We start from the raw sequence: 23,398 nt of genomic DNA, 5'->3' as shown, positions 1-23,398 counted from the left end.
AGCCATGAACGGGAACGGGCAGCCATGAACCAGAACGAGCAGGAGGCGCGGTGAACCGAGCGGACCTGGTGCGGCGGTTCCGGGACAAGGCCGACCGGGGTGAGCCGATCGTCGGCGGCGGTGCCGGGACCGGCCTGTCGGCCAAGTGCGAGGAAGCGGGCGGCATCGACCTGATCGTGCTGTACAACTCCGGCCGCTACCGGATGGCGGGCCGCGGATCGCTCGCGGGCCTGCTGGCCTACGGAAACGCCAACGACATCGTCGTGGAGATGGCCCGCGAGGTGCTGCCGGTCGTCAAGCACACGCCGGTGCTGGCTGGGGTCAACGGCACGGACCCGTTCATGCTGCGCGGGAAGTTCCTGGCCGAGCTGCGCGACCTGGGGTTCGCCGGGGTGCAGAACTTCCCGACCGTGGGGCTGATCGACGGCACCTTCCGGGCGAACCTGGAGGAGACCGGGATGAGCTACTCGCTGGAGGTCGAGCTCATCGCCGCCGCCCGCGAGGCGGACTTGCTGACCACGCCGTACGTGTTCTCCAGCGCCGACGCGGCGGCGATGACCGAGGCCGGGGCCGACATCATCGTCTGCCACCTGGGCCTGACCACCGGCGGCTCGATCGGCGCGGAGACGGCGAAGACGCTGGACGACTGCGTCGCGCTCATCGATGAGTGGTCGGCCGCCGCGGCCGAGGTCCGCGACGACGTGCTGGTGCTCTGCCACGGCGGGCCGATCTCGATGCCAGAGGACGCCGCGTACGTGCTCTCGCGCACCCAGCGCTGCCACGGTTTCTACGGCGCAAGCAGCATGGAGCGGTTGCCCACCGAGCGGGCGCTGATGGAACAGACCCGGGCTTTCAAGAACATCTAGGAGGGCACATGGCGAAGTCCTATGCGAGCGCGGTGATTCCGGCTTCCGTCGACGCGGTGTGGTCCGTGGTACGCGAGTTCAACGGGCTTCCCGAATGGCACCCGGGGGTGGAGCACAGCGAGATCGAGGGCGGCGGCGAGGTGGTCGTCGGCTGCATCCGCGCGCTGCGCCTCGCCGACGGCGCCCCGGTCCGCGAGCAGCTGACACACCTGGACGACCTCGCGCGCAGCACCGGCTACGAGATGCTGGAGGGCCCGTTCCCGATCCGCCGGTACCTCGCGACGGTCCGGCTGGCCCCGGTCACCGACACCGGGCAGACCTTCGCCGAGTGGTGGGTGGATTTCGACGCCGAGGCGGCTGACGAGCCCGAGCTCGTCCGCACCCTCGCCGGCACGGTGTTCGCCCCAGGGCTGGCGGCGCTGCGCGAGCGGTTCGCGGGCTGACGGCGACGACCACGCTCCGCAGGTGATCCAGCGCGGGGCGTCACAGCGCCGGGGAGCGCTGCGGTTAGAGTTTGGCGCGTGATTGCGCCGAACAGAGCAGTTCCAAATAGCCCGAACGACCGCGTGGTGATCACCGGCGGGTCCGGGTTCGTCGGGCGCGCGGTGGTGCGCGCTTTCGTCGAGCGCGGCCTCCCGGTCACGGTCGTCGACTCGAACCCGGTTCCCGAGCCGCTGCGCGGCGAACTGGTGACCCACGTGGCCGGTGCCCTCGGCGACGCCTCGGTCCGGGAAGCCGCGGTCGCCGAGGGCGCCGCCGGCATCGTGCACCTCGCCGCGATCACCTCCGTGCTGCGGTCGGTCGACCGGCCCGCCGAGACCTACGCCGCCAACGTCGCCCTCACCCAGGAACTCCTGGAACTGGCCCGCACCAGGGGAATCGGCCGGTTCGTGCTGGCGTCCACGAACGCGGTCGTCGGCGACATCGGCCGGGGCACGATCTCCGAAGAGGTGCCGCTGAAGCCGCTGACTCCTTACGGCGCCACGAAAGCCGCCTGCGAGATGCTGCTGTCCGGCTACGCGGGTGCCTACGGGCTCGCGGCTTCCGCCCTGCGGTTCACCAACGTCTACGGACCGGGCATGGCCCGCAAGGACAGCTTCATCCCGCGCCTGATGCGCGCGGCCGTGTCCGGCGAAGGCGTCGAGATCTACGGCGACGGGTCGCAGCGCCGCGACTTCGTGCACCTCGACGACGTCGTGCGGGCGATCCTCGCGGCCTGGGACAAGCAGTACGCCGGCACCGCGATCATCGGCTCCGGCCGGTCGGTTTCCGTGCTGGAGCTCGTCGACGCCGTCCGCACCGCCACCGGACGGCCGCTGCCGGTGACGCACGTGCCCGCGAAGAACGGCGAGATGCCCGCGGTGATCGTGGACATCGCCAGGGCGCAACGGGAACTCGGCTATCAGCCGGAGGTCGGCCTCGCCGAGGGCCTGCGCGGGGTGTGGGAAGACTTCCGCGCGGCATGAGGTCGCACTGGCCGATCGCCCTGCTGGTGCTGGGCGGTGCCGCGCTGCGGGTCGTGGTGCAGCTGGCCTATGGGCCCGCGCTGCTCTACATCGACTCCTTCCGCTACCTGGACGACCTGGGTTACTTCTTCCCCGGGCGGATCAATCCGATCGGCTACGAGCTCTTCCTGCTCGGTCCGCTGCTGGTGGTCGGGGACCTGAGCTTCGTCGTGGCGGTGCAGCACGTGCTCGGGCTCGCGCTCGGGGTGGCGATTTACGTTCTGCTGCAACGTTTCCGCGTGCACCGGTGGGTCGCCGCGCTCGCGGCGGCGCCGGTGCTGCTGGACGCCTACCAGGTGCAGATCGAGCACAACATCATGTCCGATCTGCTCTTCCAGGTCCTGCTGCTGCTCGCCGTCGTGGTGCTGGCCTGGCGAGCTCGCCCGGGGCCGGTTCCGGCCGCGATCGGCGGCGTGGTGCTCGGCGCGGCGGTGCTGGTGCGGATCGTCGGCGTGACGCTGGTGGTACCTGCCGTGCTTTTCCTGTTGCTGGCGGCGGGAAACAGGAAGCGGCGGCTGCTCGCGGCGGGAGCGCTGGTGACCGCGTTCGCGGCGGTGCTGTTCTCGTACGCGATGTACCACCGGTCGTGGAACGGGGTGCTGGCGCTCGGTGGCTCGACCGGAAGCGTCGTCTACGGCCGAACCGCGGCGGTCGCCGACTGCGCGAACCTCGACCTCACCGCGGACGAGAAGCTGGTCTGCCCGGACGAACCGGTCGAGGTCCGCAAGCGCAGGGGCATCGATTTCTACGTCCAGTACTACAACATCCCGCGCAACGTGCAGGCGCTGCCGGAGGACTTCGACCACATCGCGGCGCAGGGTTCGCTGGCGCGCAAGGTGTTGCTGCACCAGCCGCTCGACGTCCTAGGCGGCATCGCCGGGGACTTCCTCAAGGGATTCGCGCCGACCCGCACGCAGAGCCCCGGCGACGTGCCGCTGGACCGCTGGCAGTTCCAGACGACCTACCCGATGCACGCGTCGCCCTGGTACGTCGCGGAGTGGGCCGAGCGGCACGACGACGGGAAGCTGACGGCCGATCCCGAGCTGGCCGGATTCCTGCGCGCGTACCAGCTCGGCGGCGGCTACACCTCGGGCATCGCGCTCGGCGTCGCGCTGCTGCTCGGAATCGCGGGAGCCCTGCGCCGCTCCGCACCGTGCCTGCTGACGACCGGGCTGGCCGCGACCGCCCTGCTCACCTCCGCCGCGATGGAGTTCTCGTGGCGCTACCAGCTGCCCGGGCTGGTCCTGCTGCCCATCGCGGGGGCCCTCGGCATCACCGCGATCACCGAACGCCGCCCGAAGACGAAGGAGCCCGCAATGCCCACCCCGAAGCAGGCCATTCCGGAGCAGGCCATCCCGGAACAGGTCGCGCTTGACGACTACGCCGCGCGCTACGGGCAGCACGACTTCGCCCCGGTGGTCGTGCTGATCGCCGCCTACGACGAGGAGGAGTCCATCGGCGCGGTGCTGGACGCGGTCCCGGCGTTCAGCTGCGGGCTGGCGGTCGACGCGCTCGTGGTCGTGGACGGCGCGACCGACGGCACCGCGGAGGCCGCGCTGCGCCACGGCGCGCGCACCTGCGTCCTGCCGGCGAACCGGGGCCAGGGAGCGGCGCTGCGGCTGGGCTACCGGCTGGCCGCCGAGCACGGTGCCCGCTACGTCATCACCACCGACGCCGACGGTCAGTACGACCTGCGAGAACTGCCGAAGCTCCTGCAGCCGCTGATCGACGGCGACGCGGACTTCGTCACCGGATCGCGCAGGCTGGGCAGCAGCCAGCGCCCCCAGCTGACCCGCCGGATCGGCACCCACGTCTTCGCCTGGGCGGTGAGCGCCATGACGGGGCAGAAGGTCACCGACACCTCGTTCGGCTTCCGCGGGATGCGGGTGGAGGTGCCGAACTCGGTGACGCTGGAACAGCCCCAGTACCAGTCGGCCGAGCTGCTGGTCGGGGTGCTGACCAGGGGCTACCGGGTGCTGGAGCAGCCGATGGCGATGCTCGCGCGCACCGCGGGGCGGAGCAAGAAGGGCAACAACCTGCTCTACGGCTACCGGTACGCGAGGGTCGTCATCGGCACCTGGCTCCGCGAGCGCCGCAGGGCGACCGCCGCGGCCCCGGTGCGCTTGGAGTCGGTCGCGTAGGTGGCATCAACGCCGCCCGCGGAAAACCACCCGATCGACCAAGAAGAACTTCACCAAGAACATCACGCCGTAAGTCCCGAGAAAAGCGCCCCAAACGACGCCGACCTGCGAAGCCCGGGACGCGGGAAAAGCCGACACCGCAACGGCCTCCGCACCGCTGGTGGCCGCGGCTGCGAGCAGCGCGGTGCCCACCGAGATCACGCCGTAGCGCAGGATCTCCCCGCGCAGCGCCGCCCGCCCGCCGCCGCCCCAGGTGCGGCGGTTGAGCAGGAAGTTCGGGATCGCCCCGGACAGCCACGCGAGCACCGTGGCCAGCACCGGCACCGCGCCGAGCGCGTAGGCGGCCAGGAACACCAGCTGGCTGATCCCGGTCGCCACCACCGACGCCGCCGCGAAGCGGCTCAGCAACCGCCAGTACCGCCGGGTGCGGCGGCTCTCGGCGACCTGCGGCACGGTTCCTCCCTGCGGCCAGCTCCGGGCAGCCGAACGATACCCAGCCGTTAAGCCATCGGTGTGCGCTGGTGCGGAAATCTTCGCGCAACGGCCCGTTGATGAGAGCATGCGCGGTGATGTGTGCGTCGGGTGGGCACCGGCCTCACCCGCGGGCTCCGCTTGGAGGAGTAAGCGTGCGAATCCTCGTCCTCGGGGGCGACGGCTACCTCGGCTGGCCGACCGCTCTGCACCTGTCCGACCGCGGCCACGACATCGCTGTCGCCGACAGCTACGTGCGCCGGGCCTACGACCACGAGATGGGGGTCGAGAGCCTGGTGCCGATCGAACCGATGCGCACCCGGATCGACGCCTGGCGCGCGGTGACCGGAAAGGAGATCCGCTCCTACCACGTGGATCTGGTCGACGGCGAACGAACCGTGGAGATGATCCGCGACTTCCGCCCGGACGCCGTCGTGCACTTCGCGGAACAGCGCTCGGCGCCGTACTCGATGATCGACCGCAGGCACGCGGTGCACACCCAGCACAACAACGTCACCGGCACCCTCAACGTGCTGTTCGCGATCCGCGAGGTCGACCCGGACATCCACCTGGTCAAGCTGGGCACGATGGGCGAGTACGGCACGCCCAACATCGACATCGAGGAGGGCTGGCTCCAGGTCAACCACAAGGGACGCACCGACCGGATGCTGTTCCCGAAGAAGCCGGGCTCCTTCTACCACCTGAGCAAGGTCCACGACAGCCACAACATCGAGTTCGCCTGCCGCGTCTGGGGACTGCGCGCCACCGACCTCAACCAGGGCGTGGTCTACGGGCAGGAAACCCCGCAGACCGCGCTGGACCCGCGGCTGGCGACCCGCTTCGACTACGACGCGATCTTCGGCACGGTGCTCAACCGGTTCGTCATCCAGGCCGTGCTCGGCCACCCGCTGACGGTGTACGGCAGCGGCGGGCAGACCCGCGGCCTGATCGACATCCGGGACACCGTCGAATGCGTCCGGCTGGCCGCGGAGAACCCGGCCGAGGCGGGGGAGTTCCGGGTGTTCAACCAGATCACCGAGAGCTTCTCGGTCGAGGAGATCGCGAAGGTGGTGGCGACCTGCTTCGACGGCGAGATCACCATCGAGTACCTGGACAACCCGCGGGTCGAGCAGCAGGAGCACTACTACAACCCGGTGCACACCGGGCTGGTCGAGCTCGGGCTGGAGCCGCACCTGCTGTCGGACACGCTGATCAGCTCGCTGTTCGGGGTGGCCTCGCGGCACCGGCACCGGGCCGATCTGGGAGCGATGCTGCCGTCGGTGCAGTGGCGCTCCGCGTCCAGTCCGTTGCGCAGCGGATGATCACGCGGGCTTCGGCTGGGCTGTCCGACGCAGCCGCGGCGGCGGATTGATCGAATTCGCCGTGTTGCGTCTGGAATATGCCAAAACCTCGGTGCACACTGGTATCGCAGCGCCGAGGTGAGCGTCGGACACCGCCTGAGGCGATGCGTCGCCCGCGGGCGACGGCGTAGCGGTCGCGCAGAAAGGCCGCGGTACGGGGAGCGGCGCCCCGGGCGCGGAGGACGATCTTGCACCCGGGGTGCCTACCGTGTGTCGGGGGGCTTCCACACGGACTACTGAACGGTAACCCCATTGGGTCGATCCGGCACTACTACACGTGGGTAATCTTCACGTTTTACGGCTCCGCTGCCGGAAAGCGCGAAATCGCGCGGAACCCGCAGGTCCAGCGCGATTTCGGGGTCGATCGGGATTCGGGGTCGATCAGCTCAGCTGCCGACCGGCTCGGCCTGCTCCTCCGGCTTGGTCTCCGGGGCGGCCGCGCGCTCCCGCACCACGCCCAGCACCGTGTAGGCGATGGCCGCGATCCACGCGACGGTGATCACGCCGTAGATCAGCGCGGGCGGGGGAGTGGTGATGTCCAGGCCCTTGATCAGGGTCCGGGCGTTGGTCAGCACGATCAGGCCACCCGCGCCGACGCCGATCAGCCGCATCGGCACGATCCGGACCAGGTAGGCCGCCAGCGGCGCGGCGATCACGCCGCCCAGCAGCAGCGCCGCGACCGTGGTCCAGGAGAACTCCTGGTGCGCCAGCGAGGTGAGGAACCCGATGCTGGCGGCAAGCGCGACCAGGAACTCGCTGGTGTCCACCGAGCCGATCACCTTGCGCGGCTCGATCCTGCCGGTGCTCAGCAGCGTCGGGGTCGAGACCGGGCCCCAGCCACCGCCGCCGGTCGCGTCCACGAAGCCGGCGACCAGGCCCAGCGGGGCGAGCAGCTTCGAGCTGACGCCGGTCAGCTGGCGGCGGCGCACCGGGCGCAGCGCGAACTTCAGCGCGACGTAGAAGCCGAGGACGAACAGGATGGCCGCCATCCACGGTTCGGCGGCCTCGGTGGACAGGTTGCTCAGGACCGTCGCGCCGAGGAACGCGCCGATGGCGCCGGGCACGCCGAGCAGGCCGACCATCTTCCAGTCGACGTTGCCGAACTTCCAGTGCGAGACCCCGGAGACGACCGAGGTGCCGATCTCGGCCAGGTGCACCGAGGCGGAGGCGAGGGCGGGCGTGAGCCCGGCCGTGAGCAGGATCGTCGTCGAGGTGACTCCGTAGGCCATTCCCAGGGAGCCGTCGACGAGCTGAGCGATGAAGCCACCGATCGCGAACAAGAGGAATGCGGGCATGGGTGCTCCGTGTGGATGCGTCGAATGCGGACCGGATTGCGCGCGGCGAAGTGCGCGCCGCGAGCGGTGGTGCGTCGCGGTGGATCACCGGCGAATGGGGCAGAAGGGGGCGGGGTTACTGCTCGCGCCGACACCCTGCGGAGATGACGCGGAGCAGGTCGACGTGGAGGCGCTGCGTCAGCAGGTCCCACTGATCACCGGGCGTCATGCGCGACAGTGAAGCAGATCCCGCGTTCGGGTGGCAGGTCCTCTCAGAGAGCGGGACACCCGGCAACGGGCACCGAACAGCCCATTGCGGGCTAGCCGCCTTTCGTGCGAGCGGCCCATCCGTCAGGGGGTAATCCGAGCTCAGCGGGACGGCCGGTCGACCTACCGCGCCTGCGGCCGTTCTCCGGCTCCGGACAGGGCGGAAAGCCCTGGTTCCAGCCGGTTGTGGCCAAAGCCACTCCGGGGCCGGAACGATCTCCTCGACGGCTTCCGCGCGGAGATCGAACAGGTCGTTGCGCGGGGTTGAAGAACAGGTGTCGGCGGCTCCGCGGCGAAGATCGACCCGATTCGGCCCGGTTCCGCTGTGGTTGCCATGCCTGCGAAAAGTCCGGCTCGGCCGAGATCCACTCCGACGGCCCGTCCCGGGCGCGGTGATCGGGAAGCCGTCGTTATCGGATGGTCATCTTTGTTGGTCACGGAAAGTGCATAACTGGGTGACGTGAGTGTGGTGACATCCCTGCTGATCGGGTGAACCTTGAAGCCGTCGGTAACCCTCCGCTACCTTCGCTCGGCGTACGTCACGGTTCGGTCACGAGCTGCCTCGCCCCCGAAGAGGTGCCCCGCAACCCCCGAGCGGGATGGGCCGGATCTCCCCGAGACGGAAAGGCGAGCATGAGCAAGCACCGCAAGGAGGACGGTCATACCCCGGTGGCCGCTCTCCGCGACTCCCTCCTGAACACCTTCAAGGCTCGGCCCGGCAAGTCCGGCGTCCCGACTCGCAACAAGGTCGCGGCGGCCGTCGTCGCCGCGGGCGCGTTCGCCGCCGTCGGCCAGCCGCTCGCGGCCAGTGCCGACGCCGACCACTCGGTCCGCCCGGTCGCGCAGCGCACCGACCTCGGTGCCGCGGTCAACGGCACCGCCCAGTCCCCGGCCGCCGTCGAGCTGCTCGCGGCCGAGACGCGGTCCGGTTCCAAGGCCGAGGCCGACAAGCTCGGCAAGAGCGTGGCCATGGAGCAGGCGCGGGTGGCCAAGGAGACCGCCGAGCGCCAGGCCCGCGAGGCCGCTGCCGCCGCCGAGCAGGCCCGGATCGCGGCCGAGCAGGAGGCGGCCAGGGCCAAGGCCGCGTTCGTCAAGCCTGCCGAGGGCACCTTCACCTCCGGTTTCGGTGCTCGCTGGGGCACCACCCACAAGGGCGTCGACATCGCCAACAGCATCGGCACCCCGATCAAGTCGGTCGCCGCGGGCAAGGTCGTCAGCGCCGGTCCCGCCAGCGGCTTCGGCCAGTGGGTCCGGGTCCAGCACGACGACGGCACCGTGACCGTCTACGGCCACATCAACACCATCGACGTCAGCGTCGGCCAGCGGGTCGGCGCGGGCGAGAAGATCGCCACGATGGGCAACAAGGGCCAGTCCACCGGTCCGCACCTGCACTTCGAGGTGCTCCAGGGCGGCAGCACCAAGATCAACCCGCTGCCGTGGCTGCAGGAGCGTGGCATCACGCTCTGACGCGGCTCGCACAGACCGCTGCCCGGGATCCGACTTCCCCCGACGGATCCCGGGCAGCTCTCTATCTGTGCGGTTCTCGGTCTGGGGGCGGCTCACTGGCCGCCGGGCAGCCCCAGCGAGCTCAGGATCGCCTGACCGGGGTTCTCGCTCGGCACGCCGAGCACCTGCACCGGGTGCTCGTTGGCGTGCACGACCCCGGCGGCGCCCAGCAGAACGGCGGCCGAGATCCCCGCGGTGGCAAGCAGTTTCGCTGCGGTGCGGTGCATGTTCGTTTCCTCCTGTGGTTCGGACACGGCTTCGGCGGCAAACCTTCCGCGTCCCGGCCCGGCGTTCCAGGTCCTTCACGCCTTCGTGCGTCCCCCGGACGCCTAATTCTGGAGGCGGACGCGGACCGCGGTCGCGGCGCAGGCGATCACCGCGACGCCGCCGAGGACGGTCGGCCAGGTGAGCTGCTCGCCCAGGAACAGGGCGGCCCAGCAGATCGTCATCACGGGCTGGACCAGCTGGACCTGGCTGACCGGCGCCATCGGGCCGATCGCGAGCCCGCGGTACCAGGCGAAGAAGCCGAGGTACATGCTGACCACGGCCAGGTACGCGAACGCGGCCCACTCGACCGGCGTGGCCTCCGGCGGCTGCTGGACCATCGCCACGCCGGTGAGCGCGGTCATCAGCGGAGCGGAGAGCACGAGCGCCCAGGACACCGTCTGCCAGGCGCCGAGCTCGCGGGCGAGCAGACCGCCCTCGGCGTAGCCGATCGCGGCGGCCGCGACCGAGCCGAACAGCAGCAGGTCGGACCAGTGCACTCCGCCGAGCCCGCCGCCCTGCAGCACGGCGAACACCGCCGCGGCGATCGCGCCCGCCGCAGCCATGATCCAGAACGACCTCGGCGGCCGTTCGCGCCCGCGCAGCACGGCCGTCACCGCGGTCGCGGCGGGCAGGACGGCGATCACGACAGCTCCGTGGCTGGCGGGTGCGGTGGTGAGGGCGAACGACGTCAGCACGGGGAAGCCCACGACCACGCCGCCGCCGACGACCGCCAGCCGGGCCCACTGGATCCCGCGCGGGAGCCGCTGCTTCGTGATCGCCAGCGCGGCGGCGGCGAGCAGCGCGGCGATCACCGCGCGGGCGGAACCGGTGAACAGCGGCGACATCCCGCCGACGGCGACGCGGGTGAACGGGACGGTGAACGAGAACGCCGCGACACCCAGCAGTCCCCACCCGAGCCCGGCTCGGCTTGTGGGTAGCACCGGCGGCTTCGGAAGAGTAGCGCTACTATTCTCTGACATGTCCAACGATAGCAGTGCCCGGATCGTCGCGAGCCTCCGCGAGTGGATCGCCACGGCTGCGCCGGGCGCGAAGCTGCCGTCGACGCGGGAGCTGGTCGCGCGGCACGGGGCGAGCCCGGTCACCGTGCAGAAGGCGCTGCGCACGCTGACTTCCCAGGGAATGGTGGAAAGCCGTCCAGGAGTGGGCACCTTCGTGCGCGCGGTCCGGGTGGCCCGCCCGAACGACTACGGATGGCAGACGGCCGCGCTGGGCCCGCAGCCGAACCGCAGTCCGGCGCTGTCCGCCGCGCTGCGCATGGCGCCGAACGACGTGGTAGCGCTGCACTCGGGCTATCCGGATCGGGAGCTGCTGCCCGAACGGCTGGTGCGCGCGGCGTTCACCCGCGCGGCCCGGTCGGACGCGGCGGTCAGCAGGCCGCCGGCCGCGGGTCTTCCGGAACTCCAGGCGTGGTTCGCCACCGAACTCGGCGCAGCCGCGCCGGTCGGGGTGGCGCCGCCCGTGCCGGGTGACGCGGTCATCGTGCCGGGCAGCCAGAGCGGGCTGAGCACCGCTTTCCGCGCGCTGGTCGGAGCGGGCAGGCCGCTGCTGATGGAATCGCCGACGTACTGGGGCGCGATCCTGGCCGCCGCCCAGACGGGCGTGCCGGTCGTGCCCGTGCCCAGCGGCAGCGGTGGTCCGGGTCCGGACGAGCTGGACCGCGCGTTCCGGCGCACCGGAGCCCGCGCGTTCTACGCCCAGCCGAACTTCGCCAACCCCACCGCTGCCCAGTGGTCGCCCGCTCTCGGGGATCAGGTGCTGGAGGTCGTGCGCGGGCACGGCGCGTTCCTGATCGAGGACGACTGGGCGCACGACTTCGGGATCACCACCGACCCGGTGCCGGTCGCGGCCCGCGACGACGGCGGGCACGTCGTGTACCTGCGCTCGCTGACCAAGAGCGTGTCCCCGGCGGTGCGCATCGCCGGGATCGTCGCGCGCGGCCCCGCGCGCGACCGCATCCTCGCCGACGTGCAGGCCGAAGCCATGTACGTCAGCGGCCTGCTCCAGGCCGTGGCGCTCGACGTCGTGACCCAGCCGGCCTGGCGCACCCACGTGCGCAACCTCGGCCAGCAGCTGGCGGCCCGCCGGGACCTGCTCGCCGAAGCGCTCCGGGAGCACGTCCCCGCAGCGCACCTGGAAGCCGTGCCCGAGGGCGGGCTGAACCTGTGGGTGCGGCTGCCGGACACCACCGACCTGGCGCGGCTGGTCCGGGAGTGCGAAGCCGCGGGGGTGCTGGTCGCCCCTGGCGACGAGTGGTTCCCGGCCGAACCCACCGGCCGCTACCTCCGGCTCAACTACTCCGGCCCGAACCCCGGAGCCTTCCCCGAAGCGGCCCGCGTGCTCGGCCGGGTGATGGCGGGAAAGCCTTGACTCTCACACCGGTGTGAAGGTCGAAGATGGTGCCATGCCTGAAACCGATCCCCGTGCGCTGCTCGCGGAAAGCCGGCTCGGCGTCCTCGCCACGATCAAGTCGGACGGCCGCCCGCAGCTTTCCCCCGTCCTGCCCTTCTACGACCGCGATGCCGGGGTCATCCACATCTCGACCAGGGAAGGGCTGGCCAAGACGGCGAACCTGCGCCGGGACCCGCGGGCCGCGCTGGAGGTCACCAGCCCCGACGGCCTGGACTGGGCGACCGCCGAGGGCGAGGTGACGCTGATCGGCCCGGGCACCGACCCGAACGGCCCGGAGGCCGACGCGCTGGTGGACTACTACCGCAAGGCCGCGGGCGAACACCCGGACTGGGCGGAGTACCGGTCGGTGATGGTCTCCGACCGCAGGGTGCTCGTCACCATCGCGGTCGACCGCGTCTACGGCGACAGCGTCCGCTGATTCTCGTGCGGGGTTCTTGGGCGCGGTGCGAGCACCGAACCTCAGGGCTCTTGGTGCCGAGTCACCCGTCCGCCCGAGCCTGCTCGGCGGGAACCTCGGCATCGGCCTCCAACCGCTCCCGAAGCCACCCGAGGGTGCGAGCGAGCAACCGCGAAACGTGCATCTGCGAGATGCCGATCTGCTCGGCGATCTGGGTCTGGGTCATGCCGCGGAAGAACCGCATGACCAGGATCCGGCGTTCCCGTTCGGCCAGTTCGGCCAGCAGCGGGCGGATCGTCTCCCGGTTCTCCACCTCGGCCAGCTCGGCGTCGTCGGAGCCGATGGCGTCGCCGAGCGGGATCTCGTCGGTGTCGGTCAGCAGCTCGTCCAGCGAGGCGCTGCGGTAGGCGTTGCCCGCCTCCAGGCCGTGGTAGACGTCCTCGGTGCTGATGCCCAGGTGCTCGGCGAGCTCGCTCGGCGCGGGCGCGCGGCCCAGCTCCTGCGACAGCCGGGCGATCGCCGCCGACACCGACAGGTGCAGCTCCTGCAGGCGCCGGGGCATCCGCACCGCCCAGCCGGTGTCGCGGAAGTGCCTGCGGACCTCGCCCATGATCGTGGGCACCGCGTAGGACAGGAAGTCGACCCCGCGGTCCGGGTCGAACCGGTCGACCGCGTTGATCAGGCCGAGGGTGGCGACCTGCGCCAGGTCCTCCTGGGACTCGCCGCGATGGCTGAACCGGCGCGCGATGTGCTCGGCCACCGGCAGGTGCTCGGTGACCAGCCGGTCCCGCAGTTCCTCGTGGCGCGGGTCCTCCTTGCGCACCTTCGCGAACTCGGCGAACAGCGGAGCCAGTTCGTCGTAGCGCTGGTTTCGCGAAGCGGCGGCGGGCCCGGAGTCCGCATGCTTCACCCGTGAGCCGTCCGTCCCTTGGTCAGTTCGATACGCACCAGGTGGCTCCCGTTGGAGCCCGCGTCCGACTGAACCGAGGTTGACACACTGTCGGCCAACGCGCTGAGCACGCGCCAGCTGAAGGTGTCCTTGCGCGGGCCGAACGCGTCACCGCTGAGCACCTCGGCGCTCATCGACAGCCCGCCCTCCAGGGTGCGGAACCGGCATACCAGCGATGCCGACGGCGCGGCCAGCCGCACCAGGGACGAACACGCCTCGTCGACCGCCAGCCGCAGGTCGGCGATCGAGTCGACGTCGAAATCCGCGCGCATGGCGAGGTCGCCGACGACCGCCCGCATCACCGCGAGCTGGGCGGGCTCGGCGGCGACGCGGACCTCGACCACGTCCGACGTGGCCGACTCGGGTTCGGCGTACCCGGTCTCGCGCTCCAGGCTCATCTGCTTGCCACCTCTGTTCCTCCGTCGGTGCGCGCGGTGGCTCCCGCTCACGGCTACCTGGTACCCGAGCCCGCCGCCGGGCAAACGATGTTCGCCGGGCGCCACCACCGCCGTACTACAGCAGCGTCGTCCAGTAGTCCCAGAAGGCTTGCAGGCACAGCACGACGACAGCCAGGAACCACAGCGTCAGCACGAGGCTGTGGAAGCGGCCGAGCGCCCTGCCCGCAGGTCCGGACCGGATGTTGTGCAGCGTGGTGTACCAGAACATCGGGATCGTCACGGCCCACACGACCATGCAGTACGGGCAGAGCGCGCCGATCTCGTAGAGGCTCTGGAAGATCAGCCAGTGCACGAACACCACGCCGAGCGTGGTGCCCGCCTGGGCGCCCGCCCAGAACCAGCGCGGCGCGGTGAACCCGGACAGCAGCGCCGCGCCGAAGACGATCATGACCGGGAACGCGGCGATGCCCAGCAGCGGGTTCGGGAACCCGAACAGCGAGCCCTGCGGGCTGTCCATCACCGAGCCGCAGGAGATGATCGGGTTCAGGCTGCAGGTCGGCACGTAGCCGGGGTTGGCGAGCTTGGCCAGCTTCTCCAGCATCAGCGCCGCCGAGGCGGCCAGCCCGACCGCCCCGCCGACCACGTAGAACCAGGCGAGCCCGCGCGGCGCCGGGGTCGTCGTCCCGGTCGCGGCGGGGGCGCTCTCGTCGGTCACGGTGGCCGTCACTTCGCGAGTTCCCTGTCGATCTGGGCCCGGAACTGGTCGGCGACCTCCTGGTAGGTCTTCGCGTTGCCCGAGGGTGAGAACTGCTGGCCGTTGATGAACAGCGTCGGGGTGCCGCTGACGCCCGCGGCCTCGCCGTCCTTGACGTCCCGGTCGATCTTGGCGTTGACCTGCGGGGACTTCATGTCCTGGTGGAACCGGTCGAGGTCCAGGCCGATCTGCCGCGCGAACTCGTCGAACGCCGCCGCGGCCTTCTGCTGGTCGGAGCTGACCTCGCCGTTCGGCGACGCGGCCCAGCCCTGGTAGTTGTCGTAGAGCGCGTGGTACATCTCGTTGAACTTGCCCTGCATCCCGGCGGCCTCGGCGGCCTGCGCGGCCGGGCGGGCCAGCGGGTGCATGTCGAGCGGGAAGTTGCGGGCGACGAAGGTGATCCTGCCCGCGTAGTCCTTCTCCACCTGCTTGGTGATCCCGTTGTAGTACTGCCAGCAGGCCGGGCACTGGTAGTCCAGGAACTCCGAGACCACGACCTTGCCCTCGCCGCCCTCGGTAAGCACGCTGCTGTCCGGCTTGCGCAGCACCTCGGCCGGGACCGCCGCGCCGGGCTGCTGCTGGGTGCCGCCACCGCCGCGGTTGATCCACAGCACCCCGCCGATCACGACCACCGCTATGAGCACCACGATCAGGGTGAGGATGATGTTGACCGACAGGCCGCTTTTCTGGGTGACCGGATTCGTCGTCTTCGGCATCGGGCGGCTGCACCTTCGGGCGTCGGGGCGGGCGGACCCGCTTTCGGCTACGTACCGTTTCCAGTTTGCACGGTTCACACGATGGTGAAATCGTCCGGGGGGCAACTCTCAGGCGGTTCTCAGGCCGGTTTGGGCCCGCCGCGTGACGGGGTAGACAACTGGGAACTTCTCCGGTCCCGGGAACGACCATGTGTGAATCCGGACAGGGCGAGCTGCTCACCGACTCCGAGCGCGCGCTGGTGCGCGAGTGGACCGGCGGCGACTGGGCCCAGCCGCAGCTCGCGACCCTCGCCGAAGGCCCGTTGCCCGGCCCGGACTGGGTGTTCGAGCGCAAGCTGGACGGGGTCCGGGTGATCGCGGGCCGCGACGGCGGCGACCCGGTGCTCTGGTCGCGCAGACACTCCTCGGTCGGCAACGCCTACCCGGAGATCGCCGAGGCACTGGCCGGGCAGGCGGCCGACCGGTTCGTCATCGACGGCGAAGTGGTCGCTTTCGAAGGCGACCGCACCAGTTTCGAGCGCCTGCAACACCGCATCCACCTGACGAATCCGCGCGAGGCGAGAGCGACCGGTGTGCGGGTCTACTACTACGTCTTCGACATGCCGGCCTTCGGCGGAGTGGATCTGCGCCGATTGCCCTTGCGGACGCGGAAAAGGCTGTTGTCGGAATGCTTCGACTTCGAGGATCCGCTGCGGTACAGCCAACATCGCGCGGGCGACGCCGAGGAGTTCTTCCGCCGCGCGTGCGAGCGCGGGTGGGAAGGGCTGATCGCCAAGCGCGCCGACGTCGGCTACCGCGCCGGCCGGACGCGGGACTGGCTGAAGTACAAGTGCGTCCGCGACCAGGAGTTCGTGATCGGCGGTTTCACCGAACCTTCGGGGAGCCGCATCGGTTTCGGCGCGTTGCTGGTCGGTTACTACGAGCAGCGCAAGCTCCGCTACGCCGGGAAGGTCGGGACCGGGTACGACCAGGCCACGCTGCGGGATCTGCGGTCGAGGCTCGACCGGTTGTCGAGGGACGGCTCACCGTTCGCCGACGAGGTGCGGGAACGGGCAGTGCACTGGGTGGAGCCGGAGCTCGTCGCCCAGGTCGGTTTCTCCGAGTGGACCGACGACGGCAAGCTCCGGCATCCGCGGTTCTCGGGCCTGCGCAACGACAAACCCGCGGCCGAGGTGGTCCGGGAATCCGGGGGGCAGGAGTTCTAGTGGGCCACCAGGATGGTGCTCGACGACACCGGAGCCGGGGGCTGGGGTTGGGCAGGCGACCACGCGGCGAGCACGATGGTCGCGAGGACCATCGAGACGGTTCCGACAACCGACACGAGTGTGCGGCTGTTGATGCGCATGGCGGAGCCCTCACATTTCTTGATCTCGGGGAGAGGGGAGTCGGGGCGAAGCCGGACCAGCGGCTTCACCTGCAGTGTCGCCGCCAGGAGGGCAAACGTTAGCGGGGGGTGGCATTGTTTCCCGGTGTGATGTGAAACTCCCCGCCGGGCAACGGGATCAGCGGTCGTCGCGCCACATTCCGCGTTGCTCCAAGTGATGGATCAGTAACCGTCCGGTGTGCGTGACGTGCTTGTGCATCGCGATCCGGGCCGCGTACGAGTCGTGGGAGCGCAAGGCGTCGAGGATCTCGCCGTGGTCGGCCACGGCCATCTCCGGCCACCCGGAGACGTCGGCGACGAACCGGCTCGGCGCGTACCGGGCGGTGATCCCGAGGAACCAGGCGAGCTTGGCCGACTCGGCGATCTGGTTGACCTCGCGGTGGAAGCGCAGCACCGCGTCGTCCACGCCGCCGCCGTGCGTGCGGGCCCGCACCATCTGGGCGTGCAGCGACTCCAGCCGGGACAGCTGCGCCGGGGTGATCCGGCGGGCCGCGCGGGCGACCAGCTCGCCTGCCAGGGTCGCCTGCAGCCGGTGGGTGTCCTCGACGTCGCGCCTGCTCAGCGCCGCGACCGTGAAGCCCCGGCGGGGCTGGAACTCCACGAAGCCCTCGCCGCGCAGCGCCAGCAGCGCCTCCCGGACCGGCGTCACGCTGACGCCGAGCTCTTCGGCCAGCCGTTCGAGGTGCAGGTGCGCCCCGGTGGCCAGGCCGCCGGTGAGGATGCGTTCGCGGATCCAGGTGCCGATCTCGTCCGGCAGCTGGGCGCGGTGGGCTGCTGAGGGCATCGCACTCTCGATCGTTGATGAGCGGATCGGCGGGGGAGGCAGCGGTGAGCGCGCGCGGTGGGCGGCGCTGGTCACCGCGGACTTGATATCACCGGCGGCCGACGTCCCGCCGACCCTCCGGTACACAGTGGACGCGAGGAGCGCGGCCACCCCTTGGCGGCGCCGTGCGGGTATCGTCGAGGGGCGTGGTAGCCGATCCTGCCGAGGCCGCCGAGGAGATCACCCACTCCCTCGCCCAGGCCCGCCTCAACGACGTCCCGATGCTCGCCGATCGGCTGATGTCGGCCATCTTCACCGACAACCCGGAGTGGACCGACTACAGCCCGGTACCGCGCGAGGACCTCCTGGAGGGCTGCCACCGCTACCTCGAACGCGTCCTGCAGATCCTCAGCGGCGCGGTCGCGGGCCCCGATGACGACGACGTCGCCGCGGCCATCGGCCGCCGCCGCGCCGAGCAGGGGGTGCCGCTGGAGGTCATGCTGCGCACCTTCCGGCTCGGCGGCCGGATCGTCTGGGAGGCGCTGGTCGAGCAGGCCCACGCCGACCGGGCCGACCCGGACGTGGTGCTGGGCGCGGCGACCTCGATGTGGACGGTGATCGACGGGCTGTCCTCGACGCTGTCGACCTCCTACCGCAACACCGAGATGGAGCAGCTGCGCCGGGACGACCAGCGGCGGCACGCGCTGGTGGAGGACCTGCTCAGCGGCCGGGCCAGGGACACCGCGTTCGCCCAGCGCACGGCCAAGGAGCTCGACCTGCCCACCGGCGGCCGGTACCTGGTCGTGGTCGCCGAGATGCGCACCGACGGCAGCTTCGCGCTGCGCGGTCAGCAGGCCGCGCTCAGCGGGCTCAACGTCCGCTCGGTCTGGCAGGTCCGAGCCGACACCCTGGTCGGTCTGGTGGCGCTGGAGCAGCGCGACGAGGAGCAGGTGCTGGAGGCGCTGCGCCCGCTCGCGCGCGGCCGGGTCGCCGCCTCGCCCGCGGTGCGCGGGCTGGCCGAGATCGGCGTGGCGCACCAGCTGGCGCTGACCACGCTGGGCACCAGCTCGCACGGCGTGGCCGAGCTGGTGTCGCTGGAGCAGCGCTACCCGGAGGCGCTGCTGGTGCAGTCGCCCGACCTCGCGCAGCGGCTGCTGGAGTCGCAGCTCGGCGCGGTGCTGGAGCTGCCGGTGCGGGAGCGGGACATGCTGCTGGAGACGCTGACGGCCTGGCTTGAGGAGAACTGCTCCACGGCCAACGCGGCGGTCCGGCTGCACTGTCACCGCAACACCGTGCTCAACCGCCTGCACCGGATCACCACCCTCATCGGCCAGCCGCTCTACGGCCGCGACGCCTACGTCGCGCTTTCGCTGGCGCTGTCCGCGCTGCGCCTGCGCGACGGTCTCCGCGGCTGATCTTCGGATCCTGGCACGGCCGCGGCCCGATCCTGGCCGCGTGCGCCGACGGTGCGCCCTTTCGGAGCAGCGCACCCCGGACGAGGTATCGGTGCCGGTCACGCTGCGTTTGCAGCCCAGCGGGGCCGGCGGGATGCACACCCCGCACAACCCGGTCGCGGCGGCGGGTGCTCGCGGGACCGGCCGCGAAGGCGTCTCCAATACGGGCGGCGGGCTCGGCTGTCGAGTGCTCGCGCTGGCAATTTTCCGAGAAGTTCCGGCCGAAAAAAATCGGCCGAGCCGCCGTTGCTCCGAACGGCCGCATGCGTGTGGTTTCGGGCACACTCCGTGCTCGGAAGTAACTCTGTGGTGCCCATCACGTTCTCCGGCTGTGCACTGTGCACATTCGCTCGTCGCGAAGTCTGGGCGGCCGGGCATGGCGCGGAAGTGGTCGCGCTCACGACACTCTGAGTGAGATTCGCTCGGCTGATCCGGGCCCTCGCAACCAGCGCGTGCAGTACAAAGGAGCACAGCGAAGTGCAGGAATTCGACGTCCTCGTCATCGGCGGCGGCCCTGGTGGTTACGTCGCCGCGATCCGGGCAGCGCAGCGCGGCCTGTCGGTCGGCGTGGTGGAGAAGGAGCGGACCGGCGGCGTCTGCCTGAACTGGGGCTGCATCCCGACCAAGGCGATGCTGCGCTCGGCCGAGGTGTACGAGACGGTGCTGCACGCGGCCGACTACGGCGTGCGGGTCGACAACGTCTCCCTCGACTACGACGCGATCAGCCGGCGCAAGGACGGCATCGTCAAGGGCCTCACCGACGGTGTCGCGCAGCTGCTGAAGGCCAACGGCGTCACGGTGATCTACGGCCACGCCCGGTTCACCGGCCCGACCACGCTGGACGTCTACGCCGTCGGCGAGTCCGCCCTCGGCGCGGGCGGCCCGCGCTACGCCGCGGACCCGACCGGCGACCAGCCGGTCGAGCGGGTCTCGGCGCGCGACGTCATCATCGCCACCGGCTCGGTCCCCGTGCAGCTGCCGCTGCCCGGCGCGGACCTGCCGGGCGTCATCACCTCCGACGGCGCCTTCGGCCTGACCGAGGTGCCGAAGCGGATCGCCGTCATCGGCGGCAGCGCGGTCGGCGCGGAGTGGGCGAGCCTGTTCAACACCCTGGGCAGCGAGGTCTCGATCATCGAGATGCAGCAGACCCTCGCGCCCGCCGAGGACGTCGAGGTCGGCAAGGCGCTGGGCCGCTCGTTCAGCAAGGCCGGCATCAACGTGCTCACCGGCTCGACGGTGTCGAAGATCGAGCAGGGCGACGGCGGCCTGAAGGTCACCGTCGAGGGCGCCAAGGCCACCGAGATCGAGGCCGACGTGGTGCTGGTCGGCGTCGGCCGCAAGCCCAACACCGGCTCGCTGGACCTGGACAAGGCCGGTGTCGCCACCGACGGGCGCGGCTTCGTGCCGGTCGACGACCAGCTGCGCACCAACGTCGAGCACGTCTACGCCATCGGCGACGTGACCGGCCGGGTGCTGCTGGCCCACGTCGCCTCGCACCAGGGCGTCGCGGCCGCCGAGACCATCGCGGGCAACCACGCCCGGATCGACTACAACGTGGTCCCCGCCGCGACCTTCACCCACCCCGAGATCGCCAGCGTCGGCCTGACCGAGGCCAAGGCGGTCGAGGCCGGGCACGAGGTCGTCACCGCGAAGTTCCCGTTCGCCGCGATCGGCCGCACCAAGACCACCGGCGACTCCGAGGGCTTCCTCAAGATCGTCGCGGGCAAGCAGTACGGCGAGGTCCTGGGCGTGCACATCATCGGCCCGTCCGCCAGCGACCTGATCACCGAGGGCGCCCTGGCGATCTCGCTGGAGGCGACGCTCGACGAGCTCGCCGAGACCATCCACGCCCACCCCACCCTCGGCGAGATCGGCATGGAGGCGGCGATGTCCGCGCTGGGCCTGCCGATCCACGTAGCCCCGCCCAAGAAGCGCTGACGAAAGGACCTCCGAGATGGCTGACACGGCTACCCGCAGCAAGCCCTCCTCGCGCGGCGCGGCGAAGTCCCGCCGGGTGCGCTCCTCCGGCGGCGGCCCGTTCGCCGGGGAGTCGCCGGAGCTGCTCCGCGACTACTTCCACCAGATGACGCTGATCCGCCGCTTCGAGGAGCGCGCGGCCCAGGGCTACACCCAGGCCAAGATCGGTGGCTACTGCCACCTGAACCTGGGCGAGGAGGCCACCGTCGTCGGTCTGATGTCGGCGCTGCGCAAGACCGACTACCTGTTCACCAACTACCGCGAGCACGGCTACGCGATCGCCAAGGGCATCGAGCCCGGGCGCGTGATGGCCGAGCTGTACGGCCGCACCACCGGCACCTCCAAGGGTTGGGGCGGCTCGATGCACATGTTCGACGTGGAGTCCCGGCTGCTGGGCGGCTACGGCATCGTCGGCGGCCAGATCCCGCTGGCCACCGGTGCCGCGCTGGCCATCGACTACCGCGGCGGCGACGAGGTCGTGATGTGCCAGATGGGCGACGGCACGACCAACATCGGCGCCTTCCACGAGTCGCTGAACATCGCGGCGCTGTGGAACCTGCCGGTGGTCTTCGTGGTGATCAACAACTACCTCGGCATGGGCACCACGGTGGAGAAGTCCTCGGCGGAGTCCGAGCTCTACAAGCGCGCGGTCGCCTACAACATGCACGGCGAGCGGGTGGACGGCAACGACGTGATCGCGGTCCGCGACGTGGCGACCCGGCTGGTCGAGCGGGCCCGCGAGACCGGCGCGCCCGCGCTGCTGGAGGCCACCAGCCAGCGGCTCAAGGGCCACTCGGTGGTCGACCCGGCCAAGTACCGCAGCGAGGAGGACAACGCCAAGGCCCGCGCCGCGGACCCGGTGTACAACTTCCGCTCGCAGCTGATCGAGAACGGCGTCCTCGACGAGGACGGCGCGGCCGAGATCGAGCAGAAGGCCCAGGCCGACGCCGACGCCGCGGTCGCCTTCGCCGACGACAGCCCGCACCCGGACGTCTCGACGCTGTTCGACTACACCTACGCCACCGCCGTGGCCAACGACTCGCGACGCCTCCCGGCCGACCCGGTCTTCTGACGCCACCGCGCACTTTCCGACACCCCGCCACTGGACTGCGAGTCGCGTGATCGCGGCTCGCAGTCCACCAGTGCCCTTTTCAGCAGGAGAACTTCCCTTGGCTGTCATCTCTTACCGCCAAGCGCTGCACGACACGCTTCGCGACGAAATGCTCCGCGATGAGGACGTGTTCCTCATCGGCGAGGAAATCGGGATCTTCGAAGGTTCCTACAAGATCACCGCCGGGCTGCTCAAGGAGTTCGGCGAGAAGCGGGTGCGCGACACCCCGATCGCCGAGGAGGGTTTCGTCGGCGCCGCCATCGGTGCGGCCATGCTGGGCCTGCGCCCGGTCGTGGAGCTGATGACGATCAACTTCTCGCTGATCGCGCTGGACCAGATCGTCAACCACGCGGCCAAGATCTACGGCATGTTCGGCGGGCAGACCCCGGTGCCGATGGTCATGCGCACCCCGGGCGGCGGCGGGCAGCAGCTCGGCGCGACCCACTCGCAGAACATCGAGCTGTACTACAGCTTCGTGCCCGGTCTGAAGGTCGTGGCGCCCAGCACGCCCGCCGACGCCAAGGCGCTGCTGCTGGCCTCCATCCGGGACAACGACCCGGTGCTGTTCCTGGAGAACCTGGCGCTCTACAACACCAAGGGCGAGGTGCCCGACGTCGTCGAGCCTGCCGAGATCGGCAAGGCGAAGGTGACCAAGCAGGGCACCGACATCACCATCATCGGCTACTCCCGGATGGCGATGGTGGCCCAGCAGGTCGCCGAGAAGCTCCAGGCCGACGAGGGCATCAACGCCGAGGTCGTCGACCTGCGCAGCCTCCGGCCGCTGGACCGCGGGACGATCGTGGAGTCGGTGCGCAAGACCGGCTGCGCGGTGGTCGCCGAGGACGACTGGCTGACCTACGGCATCGGCGCCGAGATCGCGGCGTCGATCTCCGACGGCGCGTTCGACTACCTCGACGCCCCGGTGCGCCGGGTCGCCGCCGCCGAGGTGCCGCTGCCCTACGCCAAGCCGCTGGAGAGGGCCGCGCTGCCCTCCGCCGAGTCCCTGACCGCAGCCGTCCACCAGACCCTGGACGCGGTCGGCCGTCGTCGCTGACGGACTGCCGGACCGCTTCCGGCCACAAGACTTCTGGACATGAGGCCCCGAGGAAGACGATGACTGAGATTCAGATGCCGAGGCTCTCCGACACCATGGAGGAGGGCGTCATCGCCAACTGGCACAAGAAGGTCGGTGACAAGGTCAGCCGCGGTGACGTGGTGGCCGAGATCGAGACCGACAAGGCCGTCATGGAGCTGGAGGCCTACGACGACGGCGTGCTGGAGAAGGTGCTCGTCGGCGAGGGCGAGACGGTGCCGATCGGCACCCCGATCGCGATCCTCGGCGACGGTTCCGGCGCCGCTGCCGAGGCCGCCTCCGCTCCGGCTCCGGCGGCTGCTCCGGCTCCGGCC

General features: G+C 70.8%; 24 protein-coding genes. 14 read left to right on the top strand and 10 right to left on the bottom strand.

Features of this window, described 5'->3' with window-relative positions:
* Nucleotides 1–50 precede the first annotated feature (50 nt).
* From ABD691_RS28055 to ABD691_RS28040, 4 genes are all read left to right on the top strand, one after another.
* The gene (locus ABD691_RS28055) at nt 51–866 is read left to right on the top strand and encodes a phosphoenolpyruvate hydrolase family protein (RefSeq protein ID WP_344684790.1); all 816 of its coding nucleotides are present in this window, start codon (nt 51–53) and stop codon (nt 864–866) included.
* A gap of 8 nt (nt 867–874) precedes the next feature.
* A complete protein-coding gene (locus ABD691_RS28050; protein ID WP_344684788.1) occupies nt 875–1,309 on the top strand; it encodes an SRPBCC family protein in 435 nt (144 codons plus the stop codon).
* Nucleotides 1,310–1,435: 126 nt separating this feature from the next.
* Nucleotides 1,436–2,332 (top strand): NAD-dependent epimerase/dehydratase family protein, encoded by an 897-nt coding sequence (locus ABD691_RS28045; RefSeq protein WP_425565180.1) that lies wholly within the window; start codon nt 1,436–1,438, stop codon nt 2,330–2,332.
* On the top strand, nt 2,329–4,512 hold the full coding sequence (locus ABD691_RS28040) for a glycosyltransferase family 2 protein (protein ID WP_344684786.1): 2,184 nt from the start codon (nt 2,329–2,331) through the stop codon (nt 4,510–4,512). Before ABD691_RS28045 ends, ABD691_RS28040 begins: the two co-directional genes overlap by 4 nt.
* Nucleotides 4,513–4,518: 6 nt before the next feature.
* Here the strand turns inward: ABD691_RS28040 and ABD691_RS28035 are convergent, their stop codons facing one another.
* Nucleotides 4,519–4,965, bottom strand: coding sequence for a GtrA family protein (locus ABD691_RS28035; RefSeq protein ID WP_344684784.1), 447 nt, complete (start codon nt 4,963–4,965; stop codon nt 4,519–4,521).
* 173 nt (nt 4,966–5,138) lie between these two features.
* Between ABD691_RS28035 and ABD691_RS28030 the strand changes: the two genes are divergently transcribed.
* The gene (locus ABD691_RS28030; protein WP_344684782.1) at nt 5,139–6,305 is read left to right on the top strand and encodes an NAD-dependent epimerase/dehydratase family protein; all 1,167 of its coding nucleotides are present in this window, start codon (nt 5,139–5,141) and stop codon (nt 6,303–6,305) included.
* 425 nt (nt 6,306–6,730) lie between these two features.
* On the opposite strand, the gene ABD691_RS28025 is transcribed toward ABD691_RS28030, so the two are convergent.
* Nucleotides 6,731–7,639 (bottom strand): sulfite exporter TauE/SafE family protein, encoded by a 909-nt coding sequence (locus ABD691_RS28025; protein ID WP_344684780.1) that lies wholly within the window; start codon nt 7,637–7,639, stop codon nt 6,731–6,733.
* Nucleotides 7,640–8,518: 879 nt separating this feature from the next.
* Between ABD691_RS28025 and ABD691_RS28020 the strand changes: the two genes are divergently transcribed.
* A complete protein-coding gene (locus ABD691_RS28020) occupies nt 8,519–9,352 on the top strand; it encodes a M23 family metallopeptidase (protein ID WP_344684778.1) in 834 nt (277 codons plus the stop codon).
* 92 nt (nt 9,353–9,444) lie between these two features.
* On the opposite strand, the gene ABD691_RS28015 is transcribed toward ABD691_RS28020, so the two are convergent.
* Entirely contained in the window at nt 9,445–9,618 is a 174-nt protein-coding gene (locus tag ABD691_RS28015) for a hypothetical protein (RefSeq protein WP_344684776.1), read from the bottom strand.
* Nucleotides 9,619–9,720: 102 nt separating this feature from the next.
* Nucleotides 9,721–10,599, bottom strand: a complete 879-nt coding sequence (locus ABD691_RS28010) for a DMT family transporter (protein ID WP_344684775.1) — start codon at nt 10,597–10,599, stop codon at nt 9,721–9,723.
* 37 nt (nt 10,600–10,636) lie between these two features.
* Between ABD691_RS28010 and ABD691_RS28005 the strand changes: the two genes are divergently transcribed.
* Both ABD691_RS28005 and ABD691_RS28000 read left to right on the top strand, forming a co-directional pair.
* A complete protein-coding gene (locus ABD691_RS28005; RefSeq protein WP_344684774.1) occupies nt 10,637–12,046 on the top strand; it encodes an aminotransferase-like domain-containing protein in 1,410 nt (469 codons plus the stop codon).
* 34 nt (nt 12,047–12,080) lie between these two features.
* Nucleotides 12,081–12,506, top strand: coding sequence for a PPOX class F420-dependent oxidoreductase (locus ABD691_RS28000; protein WP_344684772.1), 426 nt, complete (start codon nt 12,081–12,083; stop codon nt 12,504–12,506).
* Nucleotides 12,507–12,567: 61 nt separating this feature from the next.
* Here the strand turns inward: ABD691_RS28000 and ABD691_RS27995 are convergent, their stop codons facing one another.
* From ABD691_RS27995 to ABD691_RS27980, 4 genes are all read right to left on the bottom strand, one after another.
* On the bottom strand, nt 12,568–13,395 hold the full coding sequence (locus ABD691_RS27995) for an RNA polymerase sigma factor SigF (RefSeq protein ID WP_344684770.1): 828 nt from the start codon (nt 13,393–13,395) through the stop codon (nt 12,568–12,570).
* Nucleotides 13,392–13,832: an ATP-binding protein gene (locus ABD691_RS27990; RefSeq protein WP_344684768.1), complete on the bottom strand. Its 441-nt coding sequence runs from the start codon at nt 13,830–13,832 to the stop codon at nt 13,392–13,394. The genes ABD691_RS27995 and ABD691_RS27990 overlap by 4 nt, the downstream gene beginning before the upstream one ends.
* Nucleotides 13,833–13,947: 115 nt before the next feature.
* On the bottom strand, nt 13,948–14,559 hold the full coding sequence (locus tag ABD691_RS27985; protein ID WP_425565179.1) for a vitamin K epoxide reductase family protein: 612 nt from the start codon (nt 14,557–14,559) through the stop codon (nt 13,948–13,950).
* Nucleotides 14,556–15,302, bottom strand: coding sequence for a DsbA family protein (locus tag ABD691_RS27980; RefSeq protein WP_344684767.1), 747 nt, complete (start codon nt 15,300–15,302; stop codon nt 14,556–14,558). Before ABD691_RS27980 ends, ABD691_RS27985 begins: the two co-directional genes overlap by 4 nt.
* A gap of 188 nt (nt 15,303–15,490) precedes the next feature.
* Here ABD691_RS27980 and ligD point away from each other — a divergent pair, with 188 nt between their 5' ends.
* Nucleotides 15,491–16,507, top strand: a complete 1,017-nt coding sequence (gene ligD / locus ABD691_RS27975) for a non-homologous end-joining DNA ligase (RefSeq protein ID WP_344684766.1) — start codon at nt 15,491–15,493, stop codon at nt 16,505–16,507.
* On the opposite strand, the gene ABD691_RS27970 is transcribed toward ligD, so the two are convergent.
* Together ABD691_RS27970 and ABD691_RS27965 are read right to left on the bottom strand one after the other, a co-directional pair.
* Complete coding sequence (locus tag ABD691_RS27970; protein WP_344684764.1) at nt 16,504–16,647, bottom strand: hypothetical protein; 144 nt, start codon at nt 16,645–16,647, stop codon at nt 16,504–16,506. The two genes, ligD and ABD691_RS27970, sit on opposite strands and share 4 nt — an antisense overlap.
* A 157-nt stretch (nt 16,648–16,804) precedes the next feature.
* Nucleotides 16,805–17,470 carry a GntR family transcriptional regulator gene (locus tag ABD691_RS27965; protein ID WP_344684762.1) on the bottom strand — a complete coding sequence of 222 codons (666 nt, stop codon included), beginning with the start codon at nt 17,468–17,470 and terminating at the stop codon, nt 16,805–16,807.
* Between the two features lie 185 nt (nt 17,471–17,655).
* Between ABD691_RS27965 and ABD691_RS27960 the strand changes: the two genes are divergently transcribed.
* From ABD691_RS27960 to ABD691_RS27940, 5 genes are all read left to right on the top strand, one after another.
* Complete coding sequence (locus tag ABD691_RS27960) at nt 17,656–18,864, top strand: PucR family transcriptional regulator (RefSeq protein WP_344684761.1); 1,209 nt, start codon at nt 17,656–17,658, stop codon at nt 18,862–18,864.
* Between the two features lie 516 nt (nt 18,865–19,380).
* Nucleotides 19,381–20,841, top strand: a complete 1,461-nt coding sequence (lpdA, locus tag ABD691_RS27955) for a dihydrolipoyl dehydrogenase (protein WP_344684759.1) — start codon at nt 19,381–19,383, stop codon at nt 20,839–20,841.
* Nucleotides 20,842–20,857: 16 nt separating this feature from the next.
* The gene (gene pdhA / locus ABD691_RS27950) at nt 20,858–21,952 is read left to right on the top strand and encodes a pyruvate dehydrogenase (acetyl-transferring) E1 component subunit alpha (RefSeq protein ID WP_344684757.1); all 1,095 of its coding nucleotides are present in this window, start codon (nt 20,858–20,860) and stop codon (nt 21,950–21,952) included.
* Nucleotides 21,953–22,049: 97 nt separating this feature from the next.
* Nucleotides 22,050–23,045, top strand: coding sequence for an alpha-ketoacid dehydrogenase subunit beta (locus ABD691_RS27945; RefSeq protein ID WP_344684756.1), 996 nt, complete (start codon nt 22,050–22,052; stop codon nt 23,043–23,045).
* Between the two features lie 59 nt (nt 23,046–23,104).
* The coding region (locus ABD691_RS27940) for a biotin/lipoyl-containing protein (RefSeq protein WP_344684754.1) at nt 23,105–23,398 on the top strand (294 nt) is incomplete at its 3' end.

It is taken from the genome of Saccharopolyspora taberi (assembly GCF_039534165.1).
Taxonomy (GTDB): Bacteria; Actinomycetota; Actinomycetes; order Mycobacteriales; family Pseudonocardiaceae; genus Saccharopolyspora_D; species Saccharopolyspora_D taberi.
This window is presented reverse-complemented; position numbering and strand designations above follow the sequence as displayed.

Bases quoted from the DNA above. Each gene is read 5' to 3' on its own strand.
- ABD691_RS28050 (WP_344684788.1), top strand. From the start codon at position 875: ATGGCGAAGTCCTATGCGAGCGCGGTGATTCCGGCTTCCGTCGACGCG.
- ABD691_RS28040 (WP_344684786.1), top strand. From the start codon at position 2,329: ATGAGGTCGCACTGGCCGATCGCCCTGCTGGTGCTGGGCGGTGCCGCG.
- ABD691_RS28025 (WP_344684780.1), bottom strand. From the start codon at position 7,639: ATGCCCGCATTCCTCTTGTTCGCGATCGGTGGCTTCATCGCTCAGCTC.
- ABD691_RS28020 (WP_344684778.1), top strand. From the start codon at position 8,519: ATGAGCAAGCACCGCAAGGAGGACGGTCATACCCCGGTGGCCGCTCTC.
- ABD691_RS28015 (WP_344684776.1), bottom strand. From the start codon at position 9,618: ATGCACCGCACCGCAGCGAAACTGCTTGCCACCGCGGGGATCTCGGCC.
- ABD691_RS28005 (WP_344684774.1), top strand. From the start codon at position 10,637: ATGTCCAACGATAGCAGTGCCCGGATCGTCGCGAGCCTCCGCGAGTGG.
- ABD691_RS28000 (WP_344684772.1), top strand. From the start codon at position 12,081: ATGCCTGAAACCGATCCCCGTGCGCTGCTCGCGGAAAGCCGGCTCGGC.
- ABD691_RS27990 (WP_344684768.1), bottom strand. From the start codon at position 13,832: ATGAGCCTGGAGCGCGAGACCGGGTACGCCGAACCCGAGTCGGCCACG.
- ABD691_RS27980 (WP_344684767.1), bottom strand. From the start codon at position 15,302: ATGCCGAAGACGACGAATCCGGTCACCCAGAAAAGCGGCCTGTCGGTC.
- ligD (WP_344684766.1), top strand. From the start codon at position 15,491: ATGTGTGAATCCGGACAGGGCGAGCTGCTCACCGACTCCGAGCGCGCG.
- ABD691_RS27970 (WP_344684764.1), bottom strand. From the start codon at position 16,647: ATGCGCATCAACAGCCGCACACTCGTGTCGGTTGTCGGAACCGTCTCG.
- ABD691_RS27965 (WP_344684762.1), bottom strand. From the start codon at position 17,470: ATGCCCTCAGCAGCCCACCGCGCCCAGCTGCCGGACGAGATCGGCACC.
- pdhA (WP_344684757.1), top strand. From the start codon at position 20,858: ATGGCTGACACGGCTACCCGCAGCAAGCCCTCCTCGCGCGGCGCGGCG.